Genomic DNA, 18438 nt, shown 5'->3' with positions numbered 1-18438 from the left:
CAGCATCTTTGACGTGCGACCTATCGGATCTCCCATGAATCGAGCCTTCCGCCTGCTTGCTGCCAGCCTCATGGTGCTCGACGCTGCCAGCGCCGCGCAGGCCGCGACCCGCGAAGAACAGGCCCATGCTTGCCGTCATGATGCGTTCCATTTCTGCGCCGCGGAGATTCCGCACCGGGCGAAGATCATCGCCTGCATGAAGCGGCACCTCGACGAACTGAGCCCGGCGTGTCGGGCGATGTTCGGCAACGGCAACGGTAACGGCAACGGCAACGGCAAGAACGGCGACCAGAACCGCGACGGTAACGGCGGGAAGTAGCCGCCCACACGACTAGTCAATTTTCTTGCGCTCGGTTACGGTGACGCCATGCCCACTCCATCCAGCATTGGACCGTCCCGCCCATGACCCGCCCGACCACGCAGATCTTCGACGCCGCCGCCACCGCGCGGCTGATGCCTTATGCGGCGCTTGTCGACGCATTGCGGCGCGCAAGCATCGACTACGCGCAACGACGCATCGTGAGCCCCGAGCGGCTCGTCGTGCCGCTGAACGCCGGCGGCATCATGCTGTCGATGCCCGCCACCGCGCCCGATCTGGCGATCCACAAGCTCGTCAACGTGTGCGCGAGCAACGGCGCTCGCCATCTTCCGACGATCCACGGCCAGGTGATGGCCTTCGACGCCGATACCGGCGAGACGCTGTTCGTCCTCGACGGTCCGACCGTGACGGGCCGTCGGACCGCGGCGATGTCGATGCTCGGCATCGCGACGTTCGCCGCGCGCACGCCGCGCGAATTCCTGCTGATCGGCACCGGCACGCAGGCGCTCAATCATCTGGAAGCGATCGGCGAACTGTTTCCCGACGCGTGCGTGTGGGTCAAGGGCAGCGCGCCCGCGCGCGCCGAAGCGTTCTGCGCGGCGCAGCGCGGCAAGGTGCGTGAGTTGCGGCCGCTCGCGGAAACCGGCGCGACGATTCCGGCTTCGATCGAGGTCGTGATCGCGTTGACCACGAGCAAACAGCCGGTCTACGACGAGACGGCGCGCGCAGAGCGGCTCGTGATCGGGGTCGGCGCTTTCACGCCGCAGATGGTCGAGATCGGCGCGACGACGATCGCGGGCAGCGCGCTGTTCGTCGACGACGAGGCCGGCGCGAAGCACGAGGCCGGCGATTTCATCCAGGCGGGCGTCGACTGGGCGCGGGTGGGCGGGATCGCCGCGGTGCTCGGTAAGACGCAGCCGGTGCCGGCGGGACCGGTGGTGTTCAAGAGCGTCGGCTGCGCGGCGTGGGATCTGGCCGCGTGCCGGGTCGCGCGAGACGCGCTGGCGCGCGGCTGACCGTCGGCGGTCCACCCGCCAAAATCACGCAAAATATCCCGAAAAAACAACCGCGTGGCGCGCAAGCTTGGCAACTTGCGCTAACCTGCGGCAGATGTTGCCGTGCAAACTATCTCAAAACGTTGCACCATAGAAGTTTGCCGGAAAAAGCGCCATACCGGACGTGAGCGATAGCCCGTCCGCCCGCCGCCGATTCCTGATCGACGCCTTCCCCCTAGACGCTGCGACCGTGCCATGAAGACCCAACAAGCTCCTGCCACACCCGACCTGCCGCTCGACATGATCATCTTCGGCGGCACCGGCGACCTGTCGTTCCGCAAGTTGCTGCCCGCGCTGTACATGGCGCATCTGCACTGCAACCTGCCGCCGGACACCCGCATTCTGACGATCGGGCGCAAGCCCTGGTCGCGCGAGGAATACATCAGCGAATTCATGGAGCAGAAGGCCAAGCCCTTCATCGACAAGAAGGCGTTCGATGCGTCCGCGTGGGACAAATTTCTCGCGATTTTCGAATACGTGCGGATGGACGTCGATTCGCGCGAAGACTACCTGCGTCTGAAGGAAGCGTCGCGCGACGGCGTGAACCGCGTGTTCTATCTGGCGACGTCGCCGGATCTGTTCACCAATATCTGTGACAACCTGTCGGCGGCCGGGCTTGTCGACGCCCATTCGCGCGTGGTGCTCGAAAAGCCGCTCGGCCACGATCTCGCGTCCGCGCAGGAGATCAACAACGCGGTCGGCAAGCATTTCGAAGAATCGCAGATCTACCGGATCGACCACTACCTCGGCAAGGAAACCGTGCAGAACCTGATGGTGCTGCGCTTCGGCAATCCGATTTTCGGGCCGCTGTGGCAGGCGCCGTACATCAAGAGCGTGCAGATCACGGTGGCCGAAACGGTCGGCGTGGGCACTCGCGCGGGGTTCTACGACAAGACCGGCGCGCTGCGCGACATGGTGCAGAACCACCTGCTGCAACTGCTGTGCATCGTCGCGATGGAGCCGCCGGTGTCGCTCGATCCCGACGCGGTGCGCGACGAAAAGCTGAAGGTGCTGCGCTCGCTGCGGCCGATGACGCCCGAGGACATCGCCCGCGACACGGTGCGCGGCCAGTACACGGCGGGCGCTGTCGATGGCGAGGCGGTCAAGGGCTACCTCGAAGAAGAAAACGTGCCGGCGGGCAGCCGCGCCGAAACCTTCGTCGCATTGCGCGCGCGGATCAACAACTGGCGCTGGGCCAACGTGCCGTTCTTCCTGCGCACCGGCAAGCGGATGCAGAAGAAGCTGTCGGAGATCGTCATCGAATTCTCCGAGCTGCCGTTCTCGATCATTCCGAGCAATGGACGCACCTACGGCAACCGGCTGGTGATCCAGTTGCAGCCGGAAGAGTCGATCCAACTGCAGGTGCTCGCGAAAGAACCCGGCAGCGGCATGCATATGCTGCCGGTGAACCTGAACCTGGACCTGCAGCAGGCGTTCACCGAGCGTCGCGCGGAAGCCTATGAGCGGCTGCTGATCGACGTGATTCGCGGACGGCTGACACACTTCATGCGCCGCGACGAACTCGAAGCGGCGTGGGCGTGGGCCGAGCCGATTCTCGACGGCTGGGCGAAGTCGGGCGAGCGGCCGCGCTCGTATTCGGCGGGCACGTTCGGACCGGCGGCATCGACCGCGCTGATGACGCGGGAGAACGCCGTGTGGGCGGAGGAATCGCAGTAATGCGCCGTTGACGGCGCGCTATTCGAGGCGGCTCGCGACGTTGCAGTGGCGTCGCGAGCCGCTTTTGCTTGCGCTGTCGTTGTGCGTTGATTGTTCGTCATTCACATGGCTTGCGCCTATGATGGTTTCCTTGTCCGCGTCATTCAGCGGCATTTCAAAGGAGGCATCGATGAGGCGAATTCTCGTGGCATTGATCTGGGCGGCAAGCGTGGCAATCACACTCGATCTCACGGCTTACGCCAGCACCGGTGTCAATGCCCGAAGCGATCCGCCGAAGGTGATCATCGACAGCGACTACAACACGCTCGGCGACGACGGGCAACTCGGCGTGATGGCCGCGCAATTGCAGGCGCAGGGTTCGCTGAAAGTGCTCGGCATTACCGTGGTGTCCGGCAATCAGTGGCTCAAGCAGGGTGTTGCCGATGCGTTGAAATCGGTCGAGCGGCTCGGCGTCGAACAACAGATCGGCGTGTATGCGGGCGCGAATTACGCGCTGTCGCACGACTTCACGACGATCCAGCGGGAACTGAAAGAATTCCCCGGCGGGGACGGTTACATTGGCGCATGGAGCAAGCCCGAGCCGAAATCGGCAAGCGAGCTCGTCGCGCCGCCGGATGGCTTCGCGACGCACATCAAGGTGCGAAGCCAGAGCGCGATCGACTTCATCGTCGAATCGGTGAAGCGCTATCCGGGCGAGGTGACGATCCTCGCAATCGGCCCGCTGACCAACATCGCGTTGGCCACCCGCGAGCACCCCGAAATCGTGCCGCTGATCAAGCAGATCATCTACATGGGCGGCGCGATCGACGTGCCGGGCAATACCACGCCCACTGCCGAATTCAACTGGTGGTTCGATCCCGAAGCGGCGAAAACAGTGCTGCATCTGCCGATCAAACAGACGGTGATTCCGCTCGACGTAACGAATACCGTGCAAATGGACAAGGCGATTTACGACCGCATTGCACACGATCCGGCGAAGCGGACCATCATCACGCAACTGTTCAGGACGCTGAACGGTTACGGCTACGACGGCAAGAACGGCTTCGAGACCAATCCGAACTACACGACGAACATCTGGGACACGCTGACGCTCGCGTATCTGATGCATCCGTCGTTCGCGACGCAGACCGTCGAGGAATGGGTGGATGTGGATACGGGCATTGGCGCCAACGATGGCAAGGCAACGGGCTACACGAGTTCGCCGCCGTCGGGTTTGCAGAAGATGACGATCGTCAAACGTTTCGATAATCCGGCGTTTTTCAATTTCTATGTCGATCTGTTGACGAGGCCCGTGCCGGTGCGGCCGATGGACTAATCAACGCGCGAGCTCCGCGCGCCCGCACCCGCTTTATGCGGGATGCAGGCCGCGCAGCAACTGACGCACGCGCGACAGATCCTGCTCGACGTGGCCGGCCTTCTCGAACAGCTCCGCGAGCCAATCGACGAACGCGCGCACGCGCGGCGACACGCGGCGGTTTTTCACGTACGCGACCGAGACCGGCATCGGCACGGGTTTCCATTGCGGCAGCACTTCATGCAGCAAGCCCGAGTCGAGGTAAGGCTGTGCGGCGATGCGCGCGGGCTGGATCATGCCGAGGCCTTGCAGTCCGCAGGTGAGGTACGCCTGTTCGTCGCTGACCTGCACGAAGCCGTTGAGCTTGACCTTGCGCGCTTCGCCGTCCACTTCGAAATCGAAGTCGCATTCGCGGCCGCTATGCGGCGACACGCAGTTGACCGCGACGTGCGCGCGCAGCTCGTCGAGATCGGCTGGCGTGCCGTGGCGGGCCAGATAGGCTGGACTCGCGCAGGTGACCTGATCGAGCGTGCCGAGTTGGCGCGCGACGAGATTGGAATCGGGCAATTCACCGAGCTGGATGCTGCAGTCGATTGCTTCGGAAACCATATCGACGGTGCGGTTGCTGACGCCGATCGCGAGATCGAGGTTCGGGTAAAGGGCGTGGAACTCGTCTAGCGATGGAAGCACGATGGCGCTTGCTACTGCGCTCGGCATTTCTATGCGCAGGCGGCCGGTCAGGTTGTCGGTCGAGTTGCGGATGCTGGCTTCCATTTCGTCGATGTCGGCCAGTATCTGCGCGCAGCGTTCGTAATAGGCGGCGCCTTCTGGTGTGATGCTCAGGCGGCGCGTGGTGCGGACCAGAAGCGCTGTGCCTAGCAGGGCTTCCAGGTTCTGGACGATCGTCGTCGCCGTTGCGCGGGGAATGTTCAGTGATTCCGCTGCGCGGGTGAAGCTGTTGGTATCCACGATTCGGATGAATGTGCGCATTGCAGTTATTCTGTCGATCACTGGGATGCTCCAAATGAGGTTTCTCTTTTTTTGCCTGCGGCGGGTGGTTTGTCTTTGTTCTTTGCGGTGTTGGCCTTTCCTTGATTTGTTGTCGGTCTATTAGCGTTGCCCCTGTGCGGGGCGGCACCTACTTTCTTTGCTGCTGCAAAGAAAGTAGGCAAAGAAGACAGCTCAAACCGCTAATTCTTAAGCGGGCACCGTGCCCCACAAGCGGCAGTGGTGCATCTGGAATCCGTGCCCCCGCACATTCGACGGCAGTGACAAAGCCGTCATCCATGCCACTCCGCACTACGTGCGTCGCGGACCGGTATGCAGGGGAAACCAGTATGTTTTTTTGTGTTAGTGGGGCCATCGGCTGCGCTCGGCGACAAGCCAAAACAACCAATGGTTTGAGAACAGTGCTTCGGCGCGCGCAGCGCCGCCGGAGGTATGACAGCCTTGTCACTAACGCGGAATGTGCGAGGTGACAGATTCCAGATGCACCACTAGCTCAGGCAGACCGAGGGACCCGCTTATGAGCTTGCGGTTTGAGCTGTCTTCTTTGCCTACTTTCTTTGCAGCAGCAAAGAAAGTAGGTGCCGCCCCGCACAGGGGCAACGCTAATAGACCGACAAAAAATCAAGGAAAGGCCAACACCCTAAGAACAAAGAAAAAGCGCGAAGGCAAAAAAACACAACAACAAAACAAAACAGAACCCCGCCCCGCGGGCGCAAAAAAAGCACCCGCTGCGCGGCAAACAAGCAGCTATTACTTCCGCAACGAATCCATATCAATCACAAACCTGTACTTCACATCGCTCTTGAGCATCCGCTCATAAGCCTCATTGATCTTCTGCATCGGAATCATTTCAATATCCGAAGTAATGCCATGCTCCCCGCAGAAATCGAGCATTTCCTGCGTTTCGGCAATACCGCCAATCAGCGAACCAGCAAGGCGCCGCCTCTTGAAGATCAGATTGAACACCTGCGGCGACGGATGATCGTGCTCCGGCGCACCGACCAAGGTCATCGTCGCATCCCGCTTCAGCAGATTCAAAAACGGATTCAGATCATGCTGCGCCGCCACCGTATTGAGAATGAAATCGAAGCTATTCACATGCGCTTCCATCTCCTGCGGATTCTTCGAAACAACAACTTCATGCGCGCCAAGCCGCTTCGCATCCTCGATCTTCGACGGCGACGTCGTAAACAGCACGACATGCGCGCCCATCGCACGAGCCAGCTTCACACCCATATGGCCGAGTCCGCCGAGGCCGACAATCCCGACCTTCTTGCCCGGGCCCACGCCCCACGTGCGCAGCGGCGAATACGTGGTGATGCCCGCGCACAGCAGCGGCGCGACACCCGCGGGGTCGAGATTCTGCGGCACGCGCAGCGTGAAAGCCTCGTCGACGACCAGTTGCGTCGAATAGCCACCGTACGTGATCTGTCCGTCGACGCGATCGACACCGTTGTACGTGCCCACCCAGCCGTTCTCGCAATACTGCTCGAGACCTTCCGCGCAGCTCGAACAGGTGCGGCACGAATCGACCAGACAGCCGACCGCGACCAGTTCTCCGACCTTGTACTTCGTTACGTTCGGACCGACCGCGGTCACTCGGCCCACGATTTCGTGGCCCGGCACGACCGGGTAGATGGTGTTCTTCCATTCGTTGCGCGCCTGATGCAGGTCGGAATGGCACACGCCGCAGTACAGCACTTCCATCTGCACGTCATGGGCGCGCGGTGCGCGGCGCTGGAATTCAAATGGGGCGAGCGGCGTGGTGGCGTCGGTCGCTGCATAGGCATACGTCGTGCTCATGGGTAGCTCCAGCAAAGAGGGTGATGGCGCAACATGCGACGCGCCGGCGATGCGCAACACTGGGTTGCGGATGCGGCGGGCCGCAGCATGAACCGGAGTCGGGGAGCGTGCATAGGTGGCCAACATCAGCGTCCAGCAGACGGATGGTGGCCAATTACCGCGCACGCTGCGCGCGGCGAAAAGGGCGATCCGGCAGGGTTCCCATCTTAGGAGTCCGACACCCGCCGGGGAATACCTGATTGTCTTGAAGGTTTGCCTAAAACTCTGGAGGAGCAGCGCGATACACTGTTTGATGCTAAATTCCAGGCATTATTCTCCTGGCTGTCACCATATCGTCATGTCCACTCAAGCTGTCGATTCGGTTACCAACGATGCGGCGCAGCGCCGCGTGCTCGAACTGTTCAATCTGCTCGCGCCGAATGCCGGCATTACGCGTTCGAGCCTCGAAGGCGTCGACCTGCTGCGCGCGAATCAGCCGATGGCGCGCAGGCCGGTGATGTACGAGCCGAGTATCGTGATCGTCTGCCAGGGACGCAAGCGCGGCTTTATCGGCGATCAGGTGTTCCAGTACGACGCGCAGCAGTACCTGGTGTTGTCGGTGCCGTTGCCGTTCGAATGCGAGACCGAAGCAAGCGAACAGGAGCCTTTTCTCGGCATTTCCGTGCGCGTCGATCTGACGATGGTCGCCGAGTTGCTGATGGCGCTCAACGAGACTCAGGGTATCGCGCAGCACGAACCGGCCGGCATCTACTCGACGCCGCTCGATCCCGCGCTGAGCGGCGCAGTGAAGCGTCTGATGGAAGCACTCGCATCGCCGCTCGATGCACGCATCCTCGCCCCTGGCATCGTGCGGGAAATCTGTTATCGCGTGTTGACCGGCGAGCAGGGCGGCGCGATTCGCGCGGCGCTCACGCACCAGAATCACTTTGGCCGCATCGCCAAGGCGCTGCGGCGCATTCATGCGGACTACCACGGCTCGCTCGATGTCGATACGCTCGCGGCCGAGGCCGGCATGAGCCTCGCGGTGTTTCACGCGCAGTTCAAGGCGGTGACCGCGACGTCGCCGATGCAGTACGTGAAGACCACGCGTCTGCATCACGCGCGTCTGTTGATGGTGCAGGATGGCTTGAATGCCGGCGCGGCCGCCGCGCGGGTCGGGTATGAAAGCGCGTCGCAGTTCAGCCGCGAGTTCAAGCGGCTATTCGGCCTGAGTCCCGTCGACGAGGTCAAGCGCATGCGCGCCGCTCACGATGCGCCGCTGCCGCGCGCGCACAAGCCGGTGCCGCGTTACGTGACCGCGGTCTAAAGTCCGCTGAACCAGTTGTAGCCCTGATCTTCCCAGTAGCCGCCGGGGTTCGTGTTGGTGACGAAGATCGCGGCGATATGCTTCGGGTTCTTGAAGCCGAGCTTGGTCGGCACGCGCAGCTTGAGGGGATAACCGTATTTGGCCGGCAGCGGCGCGTTGCGGAAATCGAGCGTCAATTGTGTTTGCGGATGCAGCGCGGTCGCCATGTCGAGGCTCGAGTAATAGCGGTCCGCGCATTTGAAGCCCACGTAGCGCGCGCTCAGATCGGCCCCGATCATTTGGAGAAACGTGCGAAACGGCACACCGCTCCATTGTCCGATCGCGCTCCATCCCTCGATGCACACGTGGCGCGTGATCTGCGAAACCTGCGGCAATTTGCGCAACTGCTCGAGACTCCAGCTGCGCTTGTCCGCGACGAGCCCAGACACCTCGAGCCGAAAGCTCGAGCCGTCGATATCGGGCGCATCGAACTCGGGATAGAACGCGTTGAACGGAAACGGATCGGTGATATCGCGCGCGGCATAGGTCGGCGCGAGCTTGTTGCAATTGAAGAGCCACGCCTGCACGCGATCGTTCCAGCGCGACATCGCCCACAGCACCTTGTCGACAGAATCATTGTCCTGCAGGTTGCAGCCGGACAGCATCGCGAGCGCGCCAATCGATAGCGAGGAGCGCAGAAATAAGCGGCGTTGCAATTGCTCGATTTGCGGCCGGTGCTCGGCAAGCACGATGCGTGAGCGGCGCGCGCCGTCTGTATTGGCGCGCGTATCGTTCGCCGTGTCGGTTCGTTGCGGGGCGCTCATGCGCGAGTCCTCTGTGGGGCTTGATCGATCCGATGCGTGCGGTGCCGGGCGCGTCCAGTGAACATCGGCGGCAACGTGCGCGGCACCAGCAGCACCAGCAGCAGATGCACGACGAAGAAGCCGACCACGCCGGCCATCGCGACGAAATGCACGCGCCGCGCAAAATCGAAGCCGCCGAACAGCGCGGTCAGCCACGAGAACTGCACCGGCTTCCAGATCGACAGTCCGGATGCGACGAGCAGCACCCCGAGCAGCAGCACCAGCAGATACAGCGCGCGCTGCACGGCGTTGTACCGGCCGGTCTCGTGCGGCAGTCTGAAGCGCAACGCGAGCGCCGCATCGCGCGCCACGTCGCGGGCACGCACCGGCAGCAGCATGCGACGCAAATGGCCGCTCGCGACGCCGTACGCGAAATAGAGCAGCCCGTTCACGCACAGCAGCCACATCGCCGCGAAGTGCCATGCGATCGAGCCGCCGAGCCATCCGCCGACCGTCGCCCATACGGGAAACCGGAACGGAAAGATCGGCGACGCGTTATAGATTGCCCATCCGCTCATCACCATGCAGAGCATCGCGAACGCGTTGATCCAGTGCGTCACGCGAACGAAGAGAGGATGAACGATCAGAGCTGCTTGCGAGTCGGGCATTGGCTTCAAAGACGAGAGTGAGGAAGACGAACGAAGTGCCGCGTTACATCGGCGGCGTCACGCCATGCTCACCGGCCGAAATGAAAATCGCCGCCATCGAGCCGTCCGCGTCCTTGTGCGCAAACAGCACGACCTTCGCGCCGGGCGTCAGCAGCGCGCGGCTGCCAGGCTCCAGACTGACGATGGGCACATCCTGCGGAATCACGATCTTCTTCTCGCCATCCTTGTACTTGACGGTGATCGTGCGGCCGTTGCTGACCACCAGCGAGCCGACTGTCCCGTTCGTCATCGTGCTGTTCGCGCCGAGATCCCACGGTCGATGACCTTCGCCCGAGCCGCGCATGCTCGGCGGGAACACATGCACTTCGAGCGCTTTCAGCGTGCCGTCGGACTGCGGAATCGCGGCGGTGCCGACATAGCTGTCGGGCTTGATGTCGGTGACGTTCGCGAGCGTGACGCCGCGAATCGGCGTGTCGGCGGCGAGCTTCACGTCGACGTCCTGACCGTCGCGCGTGTGGACTTTGAGCAGATCGCCCGACAGCGACGTGACCGTGCCGCGCACGCCGGTCGGCACGGCAGTCTGGGCCAAAGCCGCGAACGTCGTAGCGAACAGCGCGGCGGCGAGTGCTGGGACGGCGAGGGCGCGCAGCGTGCGTGCGCGGACAGTGTTCATGCGGGTCTTCATCAGGCAACTCCAGGAAAGGGATGCAGCGTGGTGGATGGTGCTGTCAGACTAGCCGCCACATCGGCTCATCAAGGTGACGGGAGGATGACAAAAACGTCATCAATGGCCGACGGCGGCCACGTAGAATGGCCGCCGGGGGAGCGTCGCAGGTTTTTTCGAGCGCTCCCGTCAGGCGTTTATTGCGCGCGCGAGCGCGGCCTTGCGGGTCGAATCGTGCGCAGGAGCGGCGAGCATCATGAGCATTCTGGTTATCGAAGACGATCCGAAAACCGGCGACTATCTGAAGAAGGGCTTGCGCGAGAATGGCTACGCGGTAGACCTCGCGCGCACCGGCACGGACGGCCTTCACCTGGCGCTCGGGCACGACTACGAACTCGTGGTGCTCGACGTGATGCTGCCCGGCATCGACGGTTGGGAAATCATGCGGGCGTTGCGCGCGCGACGCGATTTGCGGGTGATTTTCCTGACCGCGCGCGATCAGGTCAGCGACCGCATTCGCGGTCTGGAACTCGGCGCCGACGACTATCTGGTCAAGCCGTTCTCGTTTACCGAGTTGGTGCTGCGCATTCGCACGCTGTTGCGCCGTGGCGTGATCCGCGAAAGCGACGTGTTCGAAGTCGCCGACTTGAAGCTCGACGTATTGCGCCGCCGGGTCACGCGCGAGGGCGTCGACATTCCGCTGACCAACAAGGAGTTCATGCTGCTGCATCTACTGGTGCGCCGCCAGGGCGAAGCGCTGTCGCGTTCGCAGATCGCGTCGGAAGTGTGGGACATGAATTTCGATAGCGACACCAACGTGGTCGACGTGGCGATCAAGCGCCTGCGCGCGAAGGTCGATCACCCGTTCGAGAAGAAGCTGATTCACACGGTGCGCAGCATCGGCTACACGTTCGGCGACGGCGCATGAGACTCTGGACCGAACGCTCGCTGATCGCGCGCACCACGTTGCTGTTCGCGCTGATCGCCTGCGCGGTGATCGGTTCGCTCGGCGCGTATTTCTATCATTCCGCCGAAGTTGCGCTGCAACGCCGCGCCGATGTCGTGCTGAACGGCCGCGTCGAGCATTTCAGCCGCATCGTGCACGACCTTTACTCGGTCAGCGAATTAAAGAAGCGTCCGCTGCTGTTCGAGACGATGCTCGGCGCGGAGGAGGACGTGCTGATCTTCCGGCGGCCGGGCGAAGCGCCGTTCGTCGACGTGAATCCGGGCGGGCTCGCGGTGCCTGATTTGCCGCTCGCCCCGGCAGGTGATCCGCCGCGCGCCACCGACGTCCGTCGGACGCACCTTCCCGACGGCGTGCCGGTGCATTGGGCGATCGCGACCGCGACAGCGCGCGAGGATGGCACCGAAGTCGAGGTGATCGCCGGCCATCCGATGACACATGAAATGCGCATGCTGGCCGAGTACCGCAACCGCATCGTGCTGGCGACGCTGACCGGCATGCTGGCCGCGACGCTGCTCGCTTACTGCGTGCTGCGCCGCGCGCTGCGACCGGTGCGCGAGATCGCCACCCGCGCCGCGCAAATCAGCCCGACGAATCTGGCGGTGCGGCTCGACGATCGAGCGGCGCCGGTGGAACTGCGTCAACTCACGCACGCGTTCAACGCGATGCTCGATCGTCTCGCCGACGGCTATCAACGCCTGCAGCAGTTTTCCGCCGATCTCGCACACGAGATTCGCACACCGGTCGGCGCGCTGGTCGGCCAGACCCAGGTGGCGCTCGCGCAGCCGCGCGAAGCCGACGAGTATCAGCAACTGCTCGAATCGAATCTGGAGGAGCTGAATCGCCTGAGCCATATCGCGGAGAACATTCTGTTTCTCGCGCATGCGGATCATGCCGCGTTGTCGATCGAGCGGCACCCGGTCGATCTGCATGGCGAGCTCGTCAGAATCGCCGACTATTTCGAAGGTCTGGCCGACGAACGCGGCATGCGTTTCGAAGTCGACGCGGCAGGCATCGCGTCGGCCAATCCGATGCTGTGCCGCCGCGCGATCAACAATCTGGTCGTCAACGCGGTGCGTTACGGCGCGGGCGGCACGATCGTGCGCCTACGCGGCGAGCAGGACCAGGCGGGCGCGCTGGTGACGGTCGAGAACGAGGGCGAGCCGATTCCGGCCGCGCAACTCGACCGGCTGTTCGATCGCTTCTATCGCGGCGACTCGGCGCGCAGCGCGTTCACGGAATCGAACGGACTCGGGCTCGCGATCGTGAAGGCGATCATGCATCTGCATGGCGGCAGCGCGCGCGTGGTGTGTCCGCTGCCGGGCGTGGTGCGTTTCGAGCTGCGCTTTCCGCGCGCGTGACTTGCTCGCGGGGTAGGTCCGGCGCCGCGTCAGACGCCGCCGCCTATACTTTTCAAAGCGCTTTGAAAGGATCGTTCGCTGCCGACCTCACCAGGAGTCGCATCATGGTCAAGCTCGCTTTGTATGTCCGTCTGGAAGCCAAGCCCGGCAAGGAAAAGGAAGTCGAGGCGTTTCTGCTTGGCGGCCTGCCGCTCGTCGAGCAGGAACCGGCCACCGCAGCGTGGTTCGGTCTGAAGCTCGGTCCGTCGATCTACGCCATTTTCGATGCGTTCGACGACGAAGCCGGCCGCGACGCGCATCTGAACGGCAAGGTCGCGGCCGCGTTGATGGAGAAGGCGGCCGAGCTGTTCGCGTCGCCGCCGAGCATCGTCAGGCTGGATGTGCTGGCAGCCAAGCTGCCGGGCTGAGTGAGCTCGAGCGTCGATCGTTGCGCCGGCGTGGCGAACGCCTGACGCCCTCGGCCGTTACTTCGCCGCCGCCTCCACGCCCGGCTGCGCGTCGTAGTGCGCGCGCTTTTCCTCGTACATCAGCAGATCGGCGCGCTGCACGCCCGCTTCCAGCCGATCGCCGCGCTGGCAGGTCGCCGCGCCCATCGAGAAGCTCAGCGGCGAGCCCGGATAGAACTGGTTGTTCATCTCGACCAGCTGGCGAATCGCGTCGATCATCGCCGCGCCACCGCGCTCGTCGGTATCGGGCATCAGGATCGCGAACTCGTCGCCGCCGATCCGCGCCGCGTGGAACGGCGACTCCATCGCCTTCGCGAGCACTTCGCCAGCCCGCCGCAGCAGCGCGTCGCCGGCCGCGTGGCCGAGCTGATCGTTCACCCGCTTCAGGCCGTTCAGGTCGGCCATGATGATCGTGACGGGCCACGGTCCCTTGCGTTCCAGCCGGTTCAGTTCGTCGACGTAGAACGAGCGGTTGCGCAGCTTGGTCAGCACGTCGTGCTTGCCGAGGAATTCCAGGTAGGCCTCGGCCTTCTTGCGCGCGGTGATATCGGTCAGCGCGACGAGCACGAGGTCCCAGTCCCGCTCGTGGCCGGGCAGCACCGAGAATTGCAGGTGCACGTGAACCTCGTTGCCGTCGAGTGAATAGTTGAGCACCTCGCGCTGCTGGAACAGCTTGTTGTCCCACAGGTCGATCAACTGCTCGCGGAAATGCGGGCGCATCTCGTCGCGGAACACGTCGGCGAGGCGCGCCAGCAGGGTCTTCTTGTCCTTCGCGCCGAACATACCGAGCGTGTGGTGGTTGACGTCGAGCACATGGATTTCCGCCATGCAGCGTTCGACGAACTCGGGATGGACGTCGGTAAACACCCGGAAATCGTTGATGCCGGCCGCGCGCGCGCCGTCGAGCAGGCGTTTGACCGCGCTGAAATCTTCGACCCACAGCGATACCGGCGAATGTTCGAAGAGCCCGCGCGCGTATTCTTCCGCCTCCGCGACACGGCGCCGCGCGCCTTCGAGCTCGGTGATGTCTTCGGTCGACACCAGCACGCGGTCCCAGCGTTGCTCGTGACCGGGCAGCACCGCACCCTTGAGCAGCACGTCGAGGCGCCGTCCGCCGAGCGTGTAGTTGACCGTGTGGCTCGTGAAGTTCGATTGTCCGGCCCAGAGCTGGCACAGCTCCTCGAGGTGCGTTTTCAGCATGTCGTCGCGGAACACCGACGCGAGGTTGCTCGTCAGCGTGTCGAAATCGGCGGCCTCGAATTGCGTGAGCGTCTGCCGATTGACCTTGATCACGCGGATGCGGTGAGCGCATTCGGCAACGTGGCGCGGGTCTTCGGCGAAATGGGCGCGCAGATCGGTCACGCCCGCGGCTCGCCATTCATCGAACAACGCGCGCACGCCGCTGAAATCTTCGAGCCACAGCGACACCGGCGCGAGTTCGAACATTCCGGAGTCGTCGTTGATGGGCGCGGCGCCGCCCGTGAGGGTATCCAGCATGAGGTTCTCGGAATCGGAAGTGCGGCTATTTTAGACAGGTTGGCGCCGGCCGAAAATGAAAGACGATTGGCCTGTCGTTTTTGCGCAGATGTGCCTGGCGAGTGACGGTGGTCCGCTATTTCTGATCGTCGCGCGCCGCGCGCGTGCCGATGTACTCGTACTCCTCGGTATTGAGCCGCGAAATGCGCAGTTCCACCGCGCTGCGGTGATACGAGTACGCGATGCGCCGAATCTCGAGCAGCGGCGCGCCGACATCGACGCCAAGCTGCGCGCTTTCGAGCTCATTGGCGAGCGCAACGCTCACACGCTCATCGGTCTCGACCACGTTGATGCCGAAACTGTCCTGATAGAAGTTGTACAGCGTGTTCGGCCGGTTGCGCAGCTTGCTTTCGGTCAAGCCGGGAAACAGCGCTTCGGGCACGGTGATATGTTCGATCAGCACGGTCTTGCCGTGCAGCGCGAGCCCGTTGACGAACTGCAGCACGCGCGCGCCGGTCTCGATACCGAGCGCGGCGGCCGCCTCGCGCGACGCTCGCGCCTTCTTGAACCCGATCAGCGTGACGACCGGGTAGGCCTTGTCGCCGTCGCGCCGCACGATGCGAAAGAAGCGGAAGAAGTGCCGGTCGCGCTGATGCATCGCCACGAAGGTGCCGAGCCCCTGATGACGGATCAGAATGTTCTCGGCGCACAGTTCGTCGATGGCCTTGCGCAGCGTGCCGATCGACACGCCGAAGCGTTCGGCGAGGCGCTTTTCCGAAGGAATGCATTCGCCGCCTTTCCATTCGCCGGCCGCGAGCGCCGCGAGAATCGCGCTCTTGACCTCCTTGTATCGTGTCGTTGCGTGGCGTCAAATGGGGCTTTCTCGCGGGTGCGTTCGTCGTGCCGGTCGTGTTGACCGGCGCGGGACTGCATTCGATTGGCACGTCGTTCGGCTTGCTGGCCGCGGCTTGTCTCGTGCAGTACGCGGGGCTGGTTGCGGAGCGCTGGTTTTTCTTCGCCGAGGCGAAGCATCCGCAGAATCTTTATTACGCGCGGGTGGGGTGAAGCGCAGCCTTCAATGAGCGCGCCGGACTTCCACTGTGGCCTGACGCATAAGCTGAAATGGCAGCAGCGGGAGGAACGATGCTTGCACAGCAAATTTTTCGGATCCCTATGGAGCGGCCCCCGAATCGCCGGACACAGTGTTCCATTTAAAATTGCGGGTAGGCATAAGGCTGTGTTTTTGACTAACAACAAGCAAGAAGTGATGGAAGTGTTGACGGGGCCCGAGCGTCGGCGGCGATGCGCAATTGGAATTCCAGAAGACGCACAAAGCCGAGCGCGCCGCCGTGCTTGCTTGCATCGACGAGTACGGCAACGTGATGAGGCGGCGTCATGGCTGATTTTCTGAACTCTTCAGCGCAGAGGGATTCCGCGACTCCCGACACTGCTGTTATTCGCATCGATCAATTGCACGCGCTGGCGGGGTTGTTGAGTCTCGAAGAAGTCGCGGAACAGTTCGCCGGTCTCTCAACCGTTGCCCAGGTTTGCATTTTTGGTCCGTTCGAGGATGCACTCACCGACGTACGCGCTGCATTGACGCAGACGGCAACGCGTGACTAACTTGCCGCGCGAGTGCCACTAGCAGCTGGAAAAGCCGTAGATTGGCATCGCAAGTCCTTTCCGGGAGCGTTTGGACTGCGGGCGCGAAGAACGGCCATGAGTGTGCGGGCGCTTTAGTACTTTACAAAACCGAAATGACCCTGAGAGAACTTTCGGCAAGCCAATCGTTATAGAAGAAGTCGGTGGGATTGTAGGGCATTGCAATCAGGCAGCGCAGGTGGTGGCGAAACTCCAGATGTCTCCGTAGATTGGTCGCGTTTGGGCAATCACCTCTTCAGCATGGCCTCGCGGGCTTCCCGAACCTGACGGGCGGCCTCGATGTCAGTAAGACGCTGTGCTTCCTGCTGCAGGCCATTGAGTGTGACGCCGTCGCGCAGGAAGTTGCTGGCACCTTCGAGCACCGCGCGCACGCACGCAACGGTGCGGATTCCTGTTTCGTCCAACTTGTTGATCATCCGGTGATGATCAACACCCTCAGGTGTTCCCTGTCAACCGGAGCACGATGCCGCTCGTATCAGGGTCAACATCGGCTGAAAACGCGTCCCATAGCACTCCATTCACGCTCATGTGCCGGTGGGCAGCGCTTTTTTTCTGTTTCGTCGAAGTCCGAGGAGATTTTGGGCGATCGCCCATGTACAGGCCGCTTGTCGCACGGTAATTATCTGACTGCTGTCAACCCCGGCAGCGACTTCAGATAGACCATCGACACGCCTATGTACCTGTCTGTATTTGAGATGCACTTCGTGGAGCTGTTCTGCCAGCGGCCACCGGGTGCCTGTTACGTCATCTGCGACAAATGGCACTATAAAGCGTGCCTTGGCAAGGCCGCAGACTTTCAGAAGGCCACCGCGGAGACCCGGGAATTTCTTGATATTGCCGGACTAAGTCACAGGAAGTGGGAGGAGGACCGGAAACTGGTCAGGCGTATCCAGAAGAGTGGATGGCTGTTTTTCCATACCGTGCGGGACCGCAACCCTGACACCGATGGCTGGTGGATCATCACCGCGCTTCTCGAAGAGGTTCGCCGGGGCAACCTGCTTGCCATTAAAGGTCCGCGTAATAGCCTGTTTCCGTCACACTACAGCAGCACGCCGTTAAGGAATCCCGTAGCGAGGACCGGCAGTAACCCGGACGGCGAGTCTGTACTGTCTGTCCAGTACGATCCAGCCACCTGGCAAACCAGGCTGAACGCTGCGCGCGCAGCCAGAACTCGCGATAGAGCCGCATCAGCGCTGCTCGGCGATGCCCAGCCGTTCCACTTTCAGCCGCATTCCGCCGATGGCGATACATTTGAAGTTGCTGGCATTCCTAACATGACCGGTAATCCGAACTCTTGGATTGAAAGCGGCCCCGGTATGAAGAGGCAATGGCGCATGTTTGATTCTAATGGCTCGGCAGCGGTTGACATAGACTTTGATTCCCATCACGGGCAGCCTAATCCGCTTGCACATAACTGGGATGGCAACGTGCGCGATCAAGGTTGGCCCGTTTCAATTCTCCCTTAGTGAGGCAAACTGTGACAGATATTGACGCAACGCTCCACGCGTATGATTACTTCCATGACTGGCATGTCGAAAGCATCGTGCTACAAAATGAATCTGACTTGACTTGTCCCGACACATTGATTCTGGGTCTCAAACTCGGTGCGCGTCGAGTCACAGCCATCTTTCGAGGAGTGACTCGTCTAGGGCTTGAGAACGGCGGTACAGTCAATATCGTGCTGTCGATGGAGAGGGCACGGCCAAACACGCAAGTTGAAGCACTTGCACGCAATCTGTTGAACTACTCATTGCCGGGTAAAAGAACAGCCCAACACATTGTCTATTTGCATCCGACTGCCGGCTTTGCGATCGCTATAGAGTTCGATTTGTTCATCATCCGGGAACATGCATAGTGGAGAAGAATATGCCGCCCCTCATAAGTCGGCTTTTTTGTGCGCCTCTCTTCGACCGCTTCTACAATCAACCCGCCATGCCGGATACATGCGCCGCC

General features: G+C 62.2%; 20 protein-coding genes and 1 pseudogene. 12 read left to right on the top strand and 9 right to left on the bottom strand.

The genetic code is table 11. From position 1 onward, the window contains the following. Positions 1 to 34 precede the first annotated feature (34 nt). From AB3X95_RS27645 to zwf, 3 genes are all read left to right on the top strand, one after another. The gene (locus tag AB3X95_RS27645; protein WP_368623062.1) at positions 35 to 319 is read left to right on the top strand and encodes a hypothetical protein; all 285 of its coding nucleotides are present in this window, start codon (positions 35 to 37) and stop codon (positions 317 to 319) included. Positions 320 to 402: 83 nt separating this feature from the next. Further along, positions 403 to 1335: a bifunctional Delta(1)-pyrroline-2-carboxylate/Delta(1)-piperideine-2-carboxylate reductase gene (lhpI, locus tag AB3X95_RS27640; protein WP_368623061.1), complete on the top strand. Its 933-nt coding sequence runs from the start codon at positions 403 to 405 to the stop codon at positions 1333 to 1335. Positions 1336 to 1569: 234 nt separating this feature from the next. Further along, complete coding sequence (gene zwf, locus AB3X95_RS27635) at positions 1570 to 3051, top strand: glucose-6-phosphate dehydrogenase (protein ID WP_176368817.1); 1482 nt, start codon at positions 1570 to 1572, stop codon at positions 3049 to 3051. 18 nt (positions 3052 to 3069) lie between these two features. On the opposite strand, the gene AB3X95_RS27630 is transcribed toward zwf, so the two are convergent. Next, a complete protein-coding gene (locus tag AB3X95_RS27630) occupies positions 3070 to 3270 on the bottom strand; it encodes a hypothetical protein (protein WP_221314121.1) in 201 nt (66 codons plus the stop codon). On the opposite strand from AB3X95_RS27630, the gene AB3X95_RS27625 reads away from it, so the two are divergent. Beyond that, positions 3221 to 4366 carry a nucleoside hydrolase gene (locus AB3X95_RS27625; protein WP_368623060.1) on the top strand — a complete coding sequence of 382 codons (1146 nt, stop codon included), beginning with the start codon at positions 3221 to 3223 and terminating at the stop codon, positions 4364 to 4366. The genes AB3X95_RS27630 and AB3X95_RS27625 overlap by 50 nt on opposite strands. 33 nt (positions 4367 to 4399) lie before the next feature. Here AB3X95_RS27625 and AB3X95_RS27620 read toward each other — a convergent pair whose 3' ends face one another. Both AB3X95_RS27620 and AB3X95_RS27615 read right to left on the bottom strand, forming a co-directional pair. Continuing rightward, positions 4400 to 5356, bottom strand: a complete 957-nt coding sequence (locus tag AB3X95_RS27620; RefSeq protein ID WP_026228225.1) for a LysR family transcriptional regulator — start codon at positions 5354 to 5356, stop codon at positions 4400 to 4402. A gap of 747 nt (positions 5357 to 6103) precedes the next feature. After that, complete coding sequence (locus tag AB3X95_RS27615) at positions 6104 to 7156, bottom strand: NAD(P)-dependent alcohol dehydrogenase (protein WP_176123119.1); 1053 nt, start codon at positions 7154 to 7156, stop codon at positions 6104 to 6106. A gap of 337 nt (positions 7157 to 7493) precedes the next feature. Here AB3X95_RS27615 and AB3X95_RS27610 point away from each other — a divergent pair, with 337 nt between their 5' ends. Beyond that, a complete protein-coding gene (locus tag AB3X95_RS27610) occupies positions 7494 to 8462 on the top strand; it encodes an AraC family transcriptional regulator (RefSeq protein WP_176123118.1) in 969 nt (322 codons plus the stop codon). Here the strand turns inward: AB3X95_RS27610 and AB3X95_RS27605 are convergent. The 3 genes from AB3X95_RS27605 to AB3X95_RS27595 are packed head-to-tail and all read right to left on the bottom strand — an operon-like array spanning position 8459 to position 10597. After that, positions 8459 to 9265, bottom strand: coding sequence for a molybdopterin-dependent oxidoreductase (locus tag AB3X95_RS27605; protein ID WP_368623059.1), 807 nt, complete (start codon positions 9263 to 9265; stop codon positions 8459 to 8461). The genes AB3X95_RS27610 and AB3X95_RS27605 overlap by 4 nt on opposite strands. After that, on the bottom strand, positions 9262 to 9912 hold the full coding sequence (locus tag AB3X95_RS27600; protein WP_368623058.1) for a cytochrome b/b6 domain-containing protein: 651 nt from the start codon (positions 9910 to 9912) through the stop codon (positions 9262 to 9264). The genes AB3X95_RS27605 and AB3X95_RS27600 overlap by 4 nt, the downstream gene beginning before the upstream one ends. Positions 9913 to 9955: 43 nt before the next feature. Beyond that, positions 9956 to 10597, bottom strand: a complete 642-nt coding sequence (locus AB3X95_RS27595) for a DUF5666 domain-containing protein (protein WP_176368822.1) — start codon at positions 10595 to 10597, stop codon at positions 9956 to 9958. Between the two features lie 235 nt (positions 10598 to 10832). Between AB3X95_RS27595 and AB3X95_RS27590 the strand changes: the two genes are divergently transcribed. The 3 genes from AB3X95_RS27590 (at position 10833) to AB3X95_RS27580 (ending at position 13308) form a co-directional block, all read left to right on the top strand. Beyond that, positions 10833 to 11504 carry a heavy metal response regulator transcription factor gene (locus tag AB3X95_RS27590; protein ID WP_184228172.1) on the top strand — a complete coding sequence of 224 codons (672 nt, stop codon included), beginning with the start codon at positions 10833 to 10835 and terminating at the stop codon, positions 11502 to 11504. Then, the gene (locus AB3X95_RS27585) at positions 11501 to 12901 is read left to right on the top strand and encodes a heavy metal sensor histidine kinase (RefSeq protein WP_368623057.1); all 1401 of its coding nucleotides are present in this window, start codon (positions 11501 to 11503) and stop codon (positions 12899 to 12901) included. The genes AB3X95_RS27590 and AB3X95_RS27585 overlap by 4 nt, the downstream gene beginning before the upstream one ends. Before the next feature lie 104 nt (positions 12902 to 13005). After that, complete coding sequence (locus AB3X95_RS27580) at positions 13006 to 13308, top strand: putative quinol monooxygenase (RefSeq protein WP_176384599.1); 303 nt, start codon at positions 13006 to 13008, stop codon at positions 13306 to 13308. A 57-nt stretch (positions 13309 to 13365) separates the two neighbouring features. Here AB3X95_RS27580 and AB3X95_RS27575 read toward each other — a convergent pair whose 3' ends face one another. Next, on the bottom strand, positions 13366 to 14844 hold the full coding sequence (locus AB3X95_RS27575; RefSeq protein ID WP_184228171.1) for a sensor domain-containing diguanylate cyclase: 1479 nt from the start codon (positions 14842 to 14844) through the stop codon (positions 13366 to 13368). A gap of 115 nt (positions 14845 to 14959) precedes the next feature. Beyond that, positions 14960 to 15652, bottom strand: a complete 693-nt coding sequence (locus AB3X95_RS27570; protein ID WP_368623110.1) for a GntR family transcriptional regulator — start codon at positions 15650 to 15652, stop codon at positions 14960 to 14962. Between the two features lie 26 nt (positions 15653 to 15678). Between AB3X95_RS27570 and AB3X95_RS27565 the strand changes: the two are divergent. Next, positions 15679 to 15888, top strand: a pseudogene (locus tag AB3X95_RS27565) (DMSO reductase); the annotation flags it as partial. Positions 15889 to 16218: 330 nt separating this feature from the next. Next, positions 16219 to 16446, top strand: a complete 228-nt coding sequence (locus tag AB3X95_RS27560; RefSeq protein WP_368623056.1) for a hypothetical protein — start codon at positions 16219 to 16221, stop codon at positions 16444 to 16446. Positions 16447 to 16712: 266 nt separating this feature from the next. Here AB3X95_RS27560 and AB3X95_RS27555 read toward each other — a convergent pair whose 3' ends face one another. Next, complete coding sequence (locus AB3X95_RS27555) at positions 16713 to 16901, bottom strand: hypothetical protein (protein WP_176368816.1); 189 nt, start codon at positions 16899 to 16901, stop codon at positions 16713 to 16715. 258 nt (positions 16902 to 17159) lie between these two features. Here AB3X95_RS27555 and AB3X95_RS27550 point away from each other — a divergent pair, with 258 nt between their 5' ends. Together AB3X95_RS27550 and AB3X95_RS27545 are read left to right on the top strand one after the other, a co-directional pair. Continuing rightward, positions 17160 to 17951 (top strand): hypothetical protein, encoded by a 792-nt coding sequence (locus AB3X95_RS27550; protein ID WP_368623055.1) that lies wholly within the window; start codon positions 17160 to 17162, stop codon positions 17949 to 17951. Positions 17952 to 17962: 11 nt separating this feature from the next. Continuing rightward, positions 17963 to 18340, top strand: coding sequence for a hypothetical protein (locus AB3X95_RS27545; protein ID WP_176368826.1), 378 nt, complete (start codon positions 17963 to 17965; stop codon positions 18338 to 18340). Positions 18341 to 18438: the final 98 nt, after the last annotated feature.

Origin of the sequence: Paraburkholderia sp. BR13444 (genome assembly GCF_040948755.1) — a bacterium.
Lineage (GTDB): Bacteria > Pseudomonadota > Gammaproteobacteria > Burkholderiales > Burkholderiaceae > Paraburkholderia > Paraburkholderia youngii.
This window is presented reverse-complemented; position numbering and strand designations above follow the sequence as displayed.